This is a genomic window from Polaribacter sp. Asnod6-C07 (assembly GCF_045063625.1).
Taxonomy (GTDB): Bacteria; Bacteroidota; Bacteroidia; order Flavobacteriales; family Flavobacteriaceae; genus Polaribacter; species Polaribacter vadi_A.
This window is the reverse complement of sequence record NZ_JBEFOF010000005.1, coordinates 2,989,720-3,004,278: the sequence shown is the minus strand read 5'-3', so window position 1 is coordinate 3,004,278 and position 14,559 is coordinate 2,989,720. Positions and strand designations below refer to the sequence as shown.

Below are 14,559 nucleotides of genomic sequence, written 5' to 3'. Positions count from 1 at the left end.
ATTTTTGAAATGATTAATTTAAAAGAGTGGGAAGCGAAACACAAATCTATTATTTTAAGTAACGAACAATTATCTTTTATAGATACCGAAATTAAAAAAAATACACTTCTAATTTTTCATGGTTTTGGATCTAGTTCTTTTGAGTTTTATAAAATAATTTCTGATTTAGAAAAACATTACAGAATAGTTATTGTAGATTTAATTGGCTTTGGTTTATCTTCTAAACCAAAGAATTATTACAATTCTATTCTAGATCATGCACAAAATATTTTAGAATTAATTAAACATCTAAACATTACAACTTTTTCGGTTTTATCTCATGGTTTTGGTACTTCTATTTTTTGTGAACTATTAAATATTGTAGAATCTTACGCATTAAAAATAAAAATTGAAGAGATCTTTTTACTGAATGGTAGCTTAACAATTGAAGCTACAAAGAATAAAACTGCTCAAGATATTATTGAGAATGAAATAACAAATAAGTTTATAAAAATTACGATTTCTTATGAGTTCTTTAAAAAATATTATAAAGAATCTTTAGGTAAAGATGATGCTATTTCTAATGAAGATTTTAAAATTTTATGGCTATTGCAAAATAAAAATAATGGTGGTAAAGTAATAAGTTTTATTGATTATAGCATTAAAGAAAGAAAACTTTACAGCGAAAAATGGATTAATATTCTAAAATTATACCATAATAATATTCACATTATTTGGGGAAATAATGACGTTTTAAGCCCTGTTTTATCTGCACAAAAGCTTCAAAAATATTTAAATGTAAATAAAATTAATTTTATTGAAGATTGTGGGCATTTTCCGATGTTAGAAAAACCAAAACAACTCTCCGAATTTATTTTAAGTTTAAAAAAATAATTAAAAAGAGAATTTGTAATTTTTAAACTCTGATAATTCGAAAATCTAAAAATAAGCAAACAAGTCTAGCCCTGATTGTAGCATTTGTTTGAGCTCTTTTTATTCTTTTTCAGAATAAAAAAGCGAGTGCGTAAAGCAGGAAATAGCTTCTAAAAAATTCTCGATAAATCTAAATGTCTAAAATTTTGGTTTGTTAACTTGCTTTGGTTTACTCTTCTTCTTCTGAATTGTTTTTTCTTGGCTTAAACTTACGAGTACCTTCGTACAATTCGTACTTTACAAACTTACAATCTAAATCTCCATTTTTTAAGGCAATTCGTTTAGATGTTCTTAACCCAACAGATTTTAAAGCATCTGTATCTGAAGTAATTAACCAAGCTGTAGAACCTGGATAATTGTGCTTTAGAGTATCACCTATTTTTTTATAAAACTCGTGTGTGTCTATGTTTAAACGTTCTCCATAAGGTGGATTGAACAAAATAGTTGTGTTACCAAAAACCTCTTTTGTTGAGTTAAAAAAGTTTACATGATGTACGCCAATAAACTCATCTAAATTTGCATTTTCTACATTGGCTTTTGCTTTTTGAACAGCAGATGGTGCTTTATCAAAACCCATTATTTTAAAATGAGAAGAACGAATTTTCTTTAACAATGAATCTTGAATAGTAAAATATAAATCTTCGTCATAATCTTTCCAATGCTCAAAAGCAAAAAGTTTTCTGTTGATGTTGGCAGGAATATTATTGGCAATCATTGCTGCCTCTATTAAAATTGTACCAGAACCACACATTGGATCTATAAAATTTTCATCGCCTGTGTAACCTGATAACAAAATCATACCTGCAGCTAAAACTTCGTTTATAGGTGCAATGTTTGTTGCAGTTCTATACCCTCTTTTATGCAAAGAATCTCCAGAAGAATCTAAAGAAACTGTTAACCAATCTTTTTGAATATGAATGTGTACTTTGACATCTGGATATTTTAAATCTACATTTGGCCTTTTATGATATTTGTGTCTAAAATAATCTGCAATTGCATCTTTAGATTTTAAAGAAATATAATGCGAATTACTTGTAAAATTCTTTGAGTTTACAACTGCACCAATTGCAAAAGTGCCTTCTGCATCTAAATAATTTTCCCATTTTATTTTCTGAATAGCTTCGTATAAATCTTCTTCATCATAAACTTTACACGTTTTTATGGGTTTTAAAATTCTTACAGCAGTTCTTAAAGCAATATTTGCTTTGTACATAAAACCTTTATCACCTCTAAAAGAAACACTTCTTACTGCTTCTTTAACATCTTGCGCTCCTAATTTCTTCAGTTCATCTGCCAAAACACCTTCTAAACCAAAAAGTGTTGTTGCTGTCATTTTAAAATCTCTATTCATACTGCAAAGTTAAATATTTAAAGTGGGATGTTTAAGGTTTGAAGTTGGAAGTTTAGAGAATACCTATAGTTATTAATTTGCTGTTATAAGTTATCAAAAAAGATTATAAGAAAGACAACTCCTTACTCAATATTAAAAAACTTGATACTTATATTTTAACATTTCGTTTTATGACTAGTAAGATTTAGTTACTTTTGCAGACTTAACAAAAAGATGAAACAAAAAGATTGGTTTACAGATTGGTTTAACACACCTTATTATTTTATTTTATACAAAAATAGAAATGATAAGGATGCACAGTTATTTATGAAAAATATAACTGAATTTTTAGCTTTGCCAAAATCGACTCATATTCTTGATTTACCTTGTGGTAAAGGACGACATTCTGTTTATTTAAATTCTTTAGGATATAAAGTTACTGGTGGTGATTTGGCTGCCAATAGTATAAAAATTGCTAAAGAATTTGAAAATGAATCATTAAATTTTAAGGTGCATGATATGCGTGAACCTTTTAATAATAAATATGATTCAGTTTTTAATTTGTTTACCAGTTTTGGTTATTTTGAAGATGATAATGAAGATCTTTTAATTTTACAAAATATTAAAAACGGAATTAAAAATAACGGTTATTTTGTTTTTGATTTTTTAAATGCAGATTTAGTAAAAGCTACTTTAGTACCTAAAGAAACTAAGGTTGTAGATGATATTACTTTTCATATAACAAGAGAAATTAAAGATGGTTTTATTTTAAAGAACATTTCTTTTTTTGCTGATGATGCCCAACATTCTTACACTGAAAGAGTAAAATATTTAGATGTAAATAAAATGAAAACCTATTTTGAAAAAGTAGGTTTTACCATTACAAATATTTTTGGTGATTATCATTTAAATGATTTTAATAGCCAAACTTCTAATAGGTTAATTTTAGTTGCCAAGTGAATTACATCTTATTAATTTTATCTGTTTTTGTTGGTTCTTCATTAATATTGATTAAAAAGCCAAGTAAATTAGTTGTTAGATTATTATTAGCTTTTAGTGGTGCCTATTTATTATCAGTTACCATTTTACACCTATTACCTGAGGTGTATAAAAACAATACTGATGTAAAAATAGTTGGTATTTTTATTTTGATTGGTATTATTTTACAATCTGTTTTAGAGTCTTTTTCTAAAGGTGCAGAACATGGACATATCCATATTCATTCTGATAGCAAAGAATTCCCAACATTATTATTTGTTAGTTTGTGTTTACATGCTTTTTCTGAAGGGTTACCTATACATCATTCAGGAGACAATTTATTGTGGGCAATTGTTGTGCATAAAATTCCGATAGCAATTGTATTAACTACATTTTTAATCAACACAAAATATTCTAAAAAAATAGTTTTTTCTTTTCTTTTCTTCTTTGGATTAATGAGTCCTTTAGGAGTTTTATTAGGTGATAAAATTCCGTTTTTTACAGAATATCAAACAGAAATAACAGCTTTAATAATAGGTGTATTCTTACATATTTCTACCATCATTCTTTTTGAAAGTACCGAAAATCATAAATTTAACTTACAAAAGTTTATTGCCATTCTTTTAGGGATAATTCTGACTATAATTACTTTGTAGCTTTTTAAATATTATTTAGTAGCCTAAAATACCTAGCTATAGGTATGCTGATTGATAAACTAAATGTTTAAATTTAGGCGAAATTAAATTACTGAAAAATGAAATTATTAAAAATTCTATTTCTAACGCTTTTGTTTTGTTCATGTACTGTAAGCAAACAGAATAGTAATGACGAAGATCCTAAAAAACTTATTGAATATTTTAACACTAGTATTCATTCTAAAAAAAATCAAGTAGTTCATCTTGGTACAATTACAGACAAAACAAATAACGAAATTCCGCATGCATTATTAATTAAGTTTGATGCCAATAGAAATGGTATGTTTTCTAGCCAGTTTACGTTAAAAGACATTGAATTTAACCTTGTTAACTTTACTACAAAAGATCCTAAATTAATTATAGAAAAAATAAGGTATTTTAAAGACGAGAAAAAGTTTGAATTTGATGTAAAAATAGATGATAAAAACAGTAAGCTAAAAAATAGTCCTATAGATAAAAACTCTGATGATTATTTTTTAAAAAACAAAGATTACAAAACTTTCTTTTCGGGTAATATTGTAATTAAAAAAGGAACTGTTTTGGATTTTCATATAAATTTTATAAATGAACTTGCTACAGATTTTGATAAAGAAACTCCAGAAATTGAATGCAAACTCAAGGTGAACTAGTTAAAAAATATTTATTTTTAATATTTATCTTATTCATAAACGGTTACTCTTTCTCTCAAAAAAAAGAGGATGACAATCTGTATTATAAACAAGTCTATAACAATTTAAACTATTATAATTTTCTTAAAGCTTCAGATGTTTTATCAAAAATTAATAGTAAAGATTCAATTTATTTAGCTAATTATTATATTACAGATTTTTATCTTAAAGGCTTAAAAAACAAAATTTTAGACAATAAATTTTTAAAAACTACCAAAGATTTAAATCTAAAACTTAATTATACAGATTATCTAAATTATTCTACCAAAAACAACGATTCTATAATCTACAATAATTATTTAGAAGTTTTAAATGTTGCAAAACAACGGAAAGATACTCTACAAATAAATGAATCTTTAAGAAGAATATTATATTATTTTTTTAAAAGAAACAACTCGTTAAACTATAATAAAGTAGACAAATATTTAAGTGAATTTAAAGCAATAAAAAATTCTAATTGGGACAATTTTTGGTACGAATATTTAAACAACGGATTTGAAATTTCTAAAGCCTATTTTAATAAAACAGCATACCCAAAAGCCAAACATTTTAAAAATTGCTTAAGCTTTGCAGAAAAAACTCAAAATAAGTTTGCAAAAATAAAAGCAAATCAAATAATTGGAGCTACTTATACTTTACCTGGTAATAAAAATAGTGATAGTGCTTTCTATTATTTTAATAAAAGTAAATTGTTGCTATTAAAAGAAAATAGCTTTTTTTTTAAGGAAATTCTAAGTCAGATTTATTTTAATTTTGGTAGAATTGAATATGATAAAAAGAATTTTGAAAAAGCTGTAAATCTTTTTAAAAAAGCAAAAGAAAATAAACAATATGCAAACCAAAGCAAACTAAAATACTACTTATATATCTCTAAAGGTTTTGAAGAAAATCAACAAAAAGATAGTGCTTTTTACTACTTAAAAATTCATAATAAATTAAAGGATAGCCTTAATTTATTAAATCAATCTATTGCTATATCAGATATTAAAGAAAAGTACAATACTTTAGAAAACGAAAAGCAAATTCTACAATTAGAAAAAGAAAATTTACAAATAGAATCTAAAAGAAAACAAAATTTTAATCTTTTAATAATTGCCTTATTAACTATAATTACTGGTAGTTTTATATATATTCTTTCTTATAAAAACTCGCAACGTAAACGAAAACTTGCAGAACAAGAAAAAGAATTAGAAACAATAAAAAACCTAACACTTTTAAAAGAGCAAGAAATTACTACCATAAATGCTATGGTAGATGGTCAAGAAAAAGAACGCAAACGAATTGCAGAAGATTTACACGACAATTTAGGTTCTGTTTTAGCTACTTTAAAATTGCATTTCGAAAACTTAAAAATCAATAGAGAAAAAAAGAAAATTGATCAAAAAGAACTTTTTAATAAAACAGAAAATTTAATTGATGAAGCTTATTTAAAAGTTCGAAGAATTGCACACGCTAAAAATGCTGGTGTTATCGCAAATCAAGGTTTGTTATTAGCTATACAAATGATGGCTGAAAAAATATCATCAGCAGATAAAATTCAGATAGATGTTATACATTTTGGTCTAGACAAACGTTTAGAAAACACTTTAGAAATTACACTTTTTAGAATTATACAAGAATTGGTTACCAATATAATTAAACATGCTGATGCAAAAAATGCAACCATTAATATTTCTTTATATGATAAAAACCTAAATATTATTATTGAAGATGATGGAAAAGGTTTTGATATTAAAAAAGTGAATTTAAATAATGGAATGGGTATTAGTTCTATAAAAACTAGAATAGAACATTTAAATGGTAATTTTAAAGTAGATTCTACTTTAGGAAAAGGAAGCTCTATTATTTTAGATATTCCTGTTTCTTAAATCTTTACCTAATATTTTTTGATTATATTTAGCTAACTTAGATATACCTAATTATAGGTATAAAATTGCTACAAATATTTTTGATATTTGATTTAATCACTAACTTAAAAATAATATAAAATGAAACTGATTAATTATGTAAATTTTGGAGACTCAGAAAATGCTCAAGCCATATATTCAAGTCAATTATATGGCACTTACTTTAGTATTTATGCTTTAATAGAAACATCAGAGCATGAAGATTCAAAAAATTATAAATACAATATAAAAAGTATTAAATTATTTTTAATGAATTATAAAGGAGTAATTAATTTAGGAATTACAAGAGCAATCATCGAACCAATTTTCGATAATAAAATACAGATAGGCGCAAAATTAGATATCGAAATTCAAGGGAAATATGAAATGATAAATGAATTATTTGAGGTTGATATTTCTAATGATTTTATTGGACTAAATATAAAATCAAAAATAAATACTTCTAGATATTTAAGACCTATGCACATAGGTAAAGATGAAGATAGCACAGTTAACAATAGAGATACTCCCTTAAGCAGTGGGATTTTTGATTCTGAATTTTACTTTAGAGAAGGTCAAATAATGAATGAAGATATGGTAAGAAATGAAAATATTGCTAAAACTTGGGACTCACGTAATGAAGTTAAAAGTATGACTGGTGGTAATTTTTGTCCTTATTCAACGTCAATTGTTCTTTAATTTTTATGAAAAAATATTTTCTTTATTTTTTATTTCTTATTTGTTTTAAATCTCTTTCTCAAGATAAGTATAATCAAAGAAAATATTTTTTCTATTTAAAATCCTTAAATTACGATAAAGCAAACAAAATTGCAGAAGGTTTTAATGATTATAATTTAAAGTTAGAAGCTATTTCTTTAACCAACCTATTATATAATAGTGATACAAAAGAAAAAACAGTAAGTAAAAAAAATAAAACGAATAACAATTTTTATAGAATAATTTTCAATTTAAGAAAAGGATATTTTGAACTTTATAAAAAACCAAACTCAATTGCAGCTTTCAATTATTTTAATAAAGCATTAGAATTATCAAAGCAAACAAATAATAAAGAAGCATATAAGTTTTCATTAATTAGTCTTTTCTTATTTTACAATAAACAGGTTGAACAAACAAATAATGAACATTTAAAACTTCTAAAATCTTTTGAAAAAATTCTAGAAGATGACGAAGATAAATTCCACTATTATATCAATACTTTATATTTTGAGCTAAGAAAGATTAGTCGTGTACACGATTTAGAAGAAGTACTATTAAATGATTTTAGTAAACTTATAAATAACTTTCAATTAGAACATCCTTTCTGGGTTTATTATTATTCTACTTTAGGTATTTATTACAGAATAGAAGGTGATACAAGAGCAGAGAAAAACATAAAAAAATCTTTAGCATTAATAAAACATCCTTATCAAAAACATATAAATTTAAGATGCTATATACATTTATCACACATATATAAATCTAGGTTAGACTATGATAAAGCTTTACAATATTTAAAAAAAGCTGAAAAAAATATAGATAAAAATGATAGTTTAAAAATGATTTACTTTCTAAACTTATATAAATCTGATATTTATAAAAAAAAGAAAGATTATAAAAATGCTTTTAAAGTATTAAGTGCTTCTGTAAAACAAAAAGATGAATTAGCTTATTTAAAAAATAATATTGAAATATCTAATTTAAATATTAAATACAAAACAGTAGAAAAAGAAAAGCAGATTTTAGAATTAGATACTAAAAGAAAACAAAATTTTAGTTTTTTAGTTGCTACACTACTTTCTCTAATTTTAATAAGTATAATTGGTACTTTATCTCTTACAAACTCCAAAAGAAAAAGAAAACTAGCAGAAAAAGAAAAAGAACTAGAAACTATAAAAAACCTTACACTTTTAAAAGAGCAAGAAATTACTACCATAAATGCTATGGTAGATGGTCAAGAAAAAGAACGCAAACGTATTGCAGAAGATTTACACGACAATTTAGGTTCTGTTTTAGCTACTTTAAAATTGCATTTCGAAAACTTAAAAATCAATAGAGAAAAAAAGAAAATTGATCAAAAAGAACTTTTTAATAAAACAGAAAATTTAATTGATGAAGCTTATTTAAAAGTTCGAAGAATTGCACACGCTAAAAACGCAGGTGTTATTGCAAACCAAGGTTTGTTATTAGCTATACAAATGATGGCTGAAAAAATTTCATCTGCAGATAAAATTCAAATTGAAGTTATACATTTTGGTCTAGACAAACGTTTAGAAAATATTTTAGAAATTACACTTTTTAGAATCATTCAAGAGTTGATAACCAATATAATAAAACATGCTGATGCAAAAAATGCAACTATAAATATTTCTTTGTATGATAAAAATCTGAACATAATTATTGAAGATGATGGAAAAGGTTTTGATATTAAAAAAGTGAATTTAAATAACGGAATGGGTATAAGTTCTATAAAAACGAGGGTAGAACATTTAAATGGTAATTTTAAAGTAGATTCCACTTTAGGAAAAGGAAGCTCTATTATTTTAGATATTCCTGTTTCTTAAATCTTTACCTAATATTTTTTGATTATATTTAGCTAACTTAGATATACCTAATTATAGGTATACAATTGCTACAAATATATTTGATATTTGGAAAATAACTAACCAAATAAAAACGTAAAAAATGGATTTTAGAACATCAATTGAATTAGATTCAACAGAAAAACAATTAGTATTAGCTTCATTTGAACTAGGCACCTTTTATTGCGTTTATGCATCATTTACAAACATTGAAAATGATGAATACGAAATCGAATTTTCAATTGTAAATTATAAAGGCCCCGTAAAAATTAAAATTAATGATATTGTTGAGGTTGATAAAACAGAAGGTTGTATACACATTAAAATATATACATCTACCCAAAAAGGAACAGATTCTATAAAAACTAAATTAACAAAGGGACAATATTTAATTTGTCAAAGAATAAGTGCAAAAGAGACAGAATTATCACCTTTACTAGTTTCTGAATATGAGCTTCCTAATTTTACAACCTCATTTAAAACGCCATATGAAATAGAAACGATGGAAGCTGATACTTATATTGCTCAAATAAAAGAAGAAATTAAAAACTTTGTATCAATAACATCTGCAAACCCAAAATTATGTATTGTTGGAAATAATAAATTAATATAAGTTTGTATTTTAATTTATTTTACCTTTTTATATTATTAAATATTTCTTTTACTACTCAAAAAACAAGGAATAGTATTAATGATAGAGATCTATTAGCTATTTTTTTTGAAGATATTCAGCAGTTAAAAATCAATAAAGCTTCTGAAGTAATTTTTAAGATAGAAAATACAGGTTTAAAAGATAAAATTAAAATTTATTTCGAAATTAAAAAGTGTAATGGTTTTGAAAAACACAACGCAGATGATATTTTAAAAAATATTGTTATAAAAAATAGGGAAGAAAATCTTGAATTATTATTAGATTTATTAATTCTTTCTGAAAATGAAATTTCTTACAATAATGATAGATTAAAAGCCTTTGATTATGCATATAAAGGATTAGAACTTGCTAAAAAATTAAATACCGATTTTTTAGAAAGAGAGTTTTTAATTTTAATTTTAAATATATTCAAAAATGGTATTATAAATAACGATGTTAATGTAGAAAAATATTTAGACCAACTATTTAAATTAAGTAAAAATAACAAGGTATACCTTTTTAAATATTACGAGTACAAAATTTATTTAAATGAAATAGGTTTGTTAAAAACAGATCTTAAATCAAAAATTGATAAAAGAACTGAAATAAGTCTTGACTGTTTTAAAAAATTAGAAAGTTTAATTATTCTTTTCGATAAAAACAACAGTATAAATATTGAATATTATCATCTAAAAGCACTCATACTCTCTTATAATAATACAGAACTATCTTTAACCAATTTAAAATACGAACTTAAATTATTAGAAAATAAAAAGGATATTTTTTTTAATAAATACAAGTACGAAAATTTAAAAGAATTGGCCAGAAAGTTAGCTGAAAAAAAACAATTCTTAGAAGCAATTAATTATTTAAATCAAAGTAAAAATTTTGAAAGTAAAATAACGCCTTTAAGAAATAAATTTGTCTATAATTTATATATAAGCGAAATGTATTATGGTTTAAACAAAAAAGATTCGGCATTTAAAGCTATGAAATTAGGGTTCCAAAATAGTATTTCCTTAAATTTTAAAAATCAAAACAATCTAATTTCTTCATTAGAAATTAAGAATAAAACAGTAGAAAAAGAGAAACAAATTTTTGAACTAGATACTAAAAGAAAACAAAATTTAAGCTTTTTAATTGCCACTCTTTCTTCACTTATTTTAATAAGTATTATTGCAGCTTTATCTCTAAAAAACTCCAAAAGAAAAAGAAAACTAGCAGAAAAAGAAAAAGAACTAGAAACTATAAAAAACCTTACACTTTTAAAAGAGCAAGAAATTACTACCATAAATGCTATGGTAGATGGTCAAGAAAAAGAACGCAAACGAATTGCAGAAGATTTACACGACAATTTAGGTTCTGTTTTAGCTACTTTAAAATTACATTTCGAAAACTTAAAAATTAACAGAGAAAAAAAGAAAATAGATCAAAAAGAACTTTTTAATAAAACAGAAAATTTAATTGATGAAGCATATTTAAAAGTACGTAGAATTGCACACGCTAAAAATGCAGGTGTTATAGCAAATCAAGGTTTGTTATTAGCTATACAAATGATGGCTGAAAAGATTTCATCAGCAGATAAAATTCAAATTGAGGTTATTCATTTTGGTCTAGATAAACGTTTAGAAAACACTTTAGAAATTACACTTTTTAGAATTATACAAGAATTGGTTACCAATATAATTAAACATGCTGATGCTAAAAATGCAACCATCAATATTTCTTTATATGATAAAAACCTAAATATAATTATAGAGGATGATGGAAAAGGTTTTGATATTAAAAAAGTGAATTTAAATAACGGAATGGGGATCAGTTCTATAAAGACTAGAATAGAACATTTAAATGGTAGTTTTAAAGTAGATTCTACTTTAGGAAAAGGAAGTTCTATTATTTTAGATATTCCTATTTTATAAAATCATTACTTGTAGGTATTTTTAAACGTATTAAAAATTGTATTTTTAATAAAAAAAATAAAACTATGATAACAATAATAATGGCAGAAGATCATCAAATGTTAATTGATGGAGTAAAATCTTTTTTTGAGTTTGATGAGAATATAGACATTATTGGTGCTGTAAATAATGGTGAAGAATTAGTAAATTTAGTTGGTTTAAAACAACCTAAACTAGTAATTACAGATATTAGAATGCCAATTATGGACGGTATTCAAGCCACAAGAATAATTAAAAAAAACATGCCACATATTAATGTTTTAGCAATGACAATGTTCGATCAACCAGATGCTATAAAACAAATGTTAGATGCTGGTGCAACTGGTTATATCTTAAAAAACTCAGGAATAAAAATGTTGTCTAAAGCAATAGCTACAGTTGCAGAAGGTAAAACTTTTTTTGACCCAAATGTAGCCTTCAATTTTATGAATAATTATATTGAAGACAATGTAACCATTGGTAAATCTGATAAAGTTATATTATCTAACAGAGAAAAAGAAATACTTGGTTTAATTGCAAATGGTAGTACATCCAAAGAAATTTCTGAAATATTATTTATTGCTAAAACAACAGTAGATACTCATAGAAAAAACATGATTCGAAAATTAGATTTAGCTTCTGGTAATGAATTGGTTAAATATGCAATTGATATGAAATATCAGTTTTAATTACCTACTTCATTAATAAACTTAATACGCATTAAACGTAATTCATCATCATCATAATCACCATCAAACTCGTCTAAGGCATCTTGAATTTTATCAGTTTCTGCTTCCATAAAATATTCATGAATTTCTTCTTGCTGATCTTCATCTAACAAATCATCTAAAGCATAATTAATGTTTATTTTTGTACCAGAAAAAATAATTCTCTCCATTTCCTTTATCAAATCACTCATTTCTAAACCCTTAGATTTAGCTATATCTTCTAAAGGTAATTTTTTATCGGTATTTTGAATAATAAACAACTTTAATCCGGAGTTAACACCAGTACTTTTTACAATTAAATCATCTGGTCTTAAAACATCATTTTCATCTACATAAGTAGCAATTAATTTCACAAAATCTTTACCAAATTTTCTAGCTTTTCCTTCTCCTACTCCATGTACTTTCGATAATTCTTCTAAAGTAATTGGGTATTTTAAAGCCATATCATCTAAAGACGGGTCTTGAAAAACGGCAAAAGGTGGTACTCCTTGTTTTACTGCTACTCTTTTCCTTAAATCTTTAAGTAACTTCACTAACTTATCATCAGAAACACCTCCAGAAGATTTTGAATTGGTAATAATAGAATTATCATTTCCTTCATGATAAGAATGATCTTCTGTCATCATAAAAGTGGTTGGTTTCTCTAAATATTTTTCACCATGTTTAGTTAATTTAATAACTCCATATTGTTCAATTTCTTTTTTGATAAAATTAACCACCAATATTTGACGAATTAAAGCCATCCAATAAGAAGGTGCTTTTTCTTTACCAATACCAAAAAATGGCTGTAAGTGAGTTTTATGAGAAGTAAGTAAAGCATTTTCTTTACCTACAATTGTATTTACAACTTCTTTAGCTTTGTATTTTTGTAATGTATCTTTTACAACCTGTAAAACAATAGCAACATGTTCTTTAGCTTCGTGCTTTTTCTTCGGATTTCGAGAATTATCATCCATATCTGCACCTTCTCCATTTACTTCATCAAATTCCTCACCAAAATAATGCAATAAATATTTACGCCTATTCATAGAAGTTTCTGCATAACCAACAACTTCTTGTAATAATGCATGTCCAATTTCTTGTTCTGCAACTGGTTTACTAGACATAAATTTTTCTAATTTTTCTATGTCTTTATATGCGTAAAAAGCCAAACAATATCCTTCTCCATCATCTCTACCAGCTCTTCCTGTTTCTTGATAATAACTTTCTAAACTTTTAGGAATATCATGATGAATTACAAAACGCACATCAGGTTTGTCTATTCCCATACCAAAAGCAATAGTTGCCACTACAACATCACAATCTTCCATTAAGAACATATCTTGATGTTTAACTCTAGTTTTTGCATCTAAACCTGCATGATAAGGCACAGCTTTTAAACCATTAACCTGTAAAATCTGTGCTACTTCTTCTACTTTTTTTCTACTTAAACAGTAAATAATTCCAGACTTACCTTCTCTTTGCTTAACAAATCTTATAATATCTTTTTCTACTTCTTTAGTTTTAGGTCTAACTTCATAAAATAAATTAGCTCTATTAAAAGAAGCCTTAAAACGATTTGCATCTGTAATACCAAGCGTTTTTAAAATATCTTCTTGTACTTTTTCTGTTGCTGTAGCTGTTAAACAGATTACTGGCACACTATCAATAGCTTTAATAATGTGTTTTAAATTTCTATATTCTGGTCTAAAATCATGACCCCATTCAGAAATACAATGTGCTTCATCTATGGCTACAAAAGATATTTTTTGAGTTCTTAAAAAAGTAACATACTCTTCTTTTATTAAAGATTCTGGTGCAACATATAACAATTTTGTAATTCCGTTTGCAATATCGTCTTTAACTTGTGCTACTTCAGTTTTATTTAATGACGAGTTTAATACATGTGCAACTCCATTATGTTCAGAAATACCTCTAATAGCATCTACCTGATTTTTCATTAAGGCAATTAAAGGCGAAACTACTATTGCAGTACCTTCTGCCATTAAAGCTGGTAGTTGATAACAAAGAGATTTCCCTCCTCCTGTTGGCATTATTACAAAAGTATTGTGATTGTTAACAATACTCTTTATTACTTCTTCTTGTAATCCTTTAAATTTATTAAAACCAAAGAATTTTTTAAGAGGACTATGTAAATCCATATAAATATTAAATTATCATTTTAGAAAATGCAAACCAATTACTATATTGTTTGTTGAAACTTATTTTTATAGTA

Annotated in this window: 12 protein-coding genes; 10 read left to right on the top strand and 2 right to left on the bottom strand. The window is 25.2% G+C overall.

Annotated features, from left to right (window positions below; genetic code table 11):
* Positions 1-9 precede the first annotated feature (9 nt).
* Positions 10-873, top strand: coding sequence for an alpha/beta fold hydrolase (locus ACJJVK_RS13050; RefSeq protein ID WP_405566515.1), 864 nt, complete (start codon positions 10-12; stop codon positions 871-873).
* A gap of 208 nt (positions 874-1,081) precedes the next feature.
* On the opposite strand, the gene ACJJVK_RS13045 is transcribed toward ACJJVK_RS13050, so the two are convergent.
* On the bottom strand, positions 1,082-2,263 hold the full coding sequence (locus ACJJVK_RS13045; RefSeq protein WP_405566513.1) for a class I SAM-dependent RNA methyltransferase: 1,182 nt from the start codon (positions 2,261-2,263) through the stop codon (positions 1,082-1,084).
* Positions 2,264-2,476: 213 nt separating this feature from the next.
* On the opposite strand from ACJJVK_RS13045, the gene ACJJVK_RS13040 reads away from it, so the two are divergent.
* From ACJJVK_RS13040 to ACJJVK_RS13000, 9 genes are all read left to right on the top strand, one after another.
* Positions 2,477-3,202: a class I SAM-dependent methyltransferase gene (locus ACJJVK_RS13040; RefSeq protein ID WP_405566511.1), complete on the top strand. Its 726-nt coding sequence runs from the start codon at positions 2,477-2,479 to the stop codon at positions 3,200-3,202.
* On the top strand, positions 3,199-3,876 hold the full coding sequence (locus ACJJVK_RS13035) for a ZIP family metal transporter (RefSeq protein WP_405566509.1): 678 nt from the start codon (positions 3,199-3,201) through the stop codon (positions 3,874-3,876). Before ACJJVK_RS13040 ends, ACJJVK_RS13035 begins: the two co-directional genes overlap by 4 nt.
* Positions 3,877-3,974: 98 nt before the next feature.
* Entirely contained in the window at positions 3,975-4,544 is a 570-nt protein-coding gene (locus tag ACJJVK_RS13030) for a hypothetical protein (protein WP_405566508.1), read from the top strand.
* Entirely contained in the window at positions 4,523-6,451 is a 1,929-nt protein-coding gene (locus ACJJVK_RS13025) for a sensor histidine kinase (RefSeq protein WP_405566506.1), read from the top strand. Before ACJJVK_RS13030 ends, ACJJVK_RS13025 begins: the two co-directional genes overlap by 22 nt.
* A gap of 120 nt (positions 6,452-6,571) precedes the next feature.
* A complete protein-coding gene (locus ACJJVK_RS13020; RefSeq protein ID WP_405566505.1) occupies positions 6,572-7,168 on the top strand; it encodes a hypothetical protein in 597 nt (198 codons plus the stop codon).
* 5 nt (positions 7,169-7,173) lie between these two features.
* Positions 7,174-9,030 carry an ATP-binding protein gene (locus ACJJVK_RS13015; protein ID WP_405566504.1) on the top strand — a complete coding sequence of 619 codons (1,857 nt, stop codon included), beginning with the start codon at positions 7,174-7,176 and terminating at the stop codon, positions 9,028-9,030.
* A 121-nt stretch (positions 9,031-9,151) separates the two neighbouring features.
* Positions 9,152-9,661 carry a hypothetical protein gene (locus ACJJVK_RS13010; RefSeq protein ID WP_405566503.1) on the top strand — a complete coding sequence of 170 codons (510 nt, stop codon included), beginning with the start codon at positions 9,152-9,154 and terminating at the stop codon, positions 9,659-9,661.
* A 2-nt stretch (positions 9,662-9,663) separates the two neighbouring features.
* Positions 9,664-11,598: a sensor histidine kinase gene (locus ACJJVK_RS13005; RefSeq protein WP_405566501.1), complete on the top strand. Its 1,935-nt coding sequence runs from the start codon at positions 9,664-9,666 to the stop codon at positions 11,596-11,598.
* A gap of 65 nt (positions 11,599-11,663) precedes the next feature.
* Positions 11,664-12,305 carry a response regulator gene (locus tag ACJJVK_RS13000; RefSeq protein WP_405566500.1) on the top strand — a complete coding sequence of 214 codons (642 nt, stop codon included), beginning with the start codon at positions 11,664-11,666 and terminating at the stop codon, positions 12,303-12,305.
* On the opposite strand, the gene ACJJVK_RS12995 is transcribed toward ACJJVK_RS13000, so the two are convergent.
* On the bottom strand, positions 12,302-14,485 hold the full coding sequence (locus tag ACJJVK_RS12995) for an ATP-dependent DNA helicase RecQ (protein ID WP_215995572.1): 2,184 nt from the start codon (positions 14,483-14,485) through the stop codon (positions 12,302-12,304). The two genes, ACJJVK_RS13000 and ACJJVK_RS12995, sit on opposite strands and share 4 nt — an antisense overlap.
* Positions 14,486-14,559 lie beyond the last annotated feature (74 nt).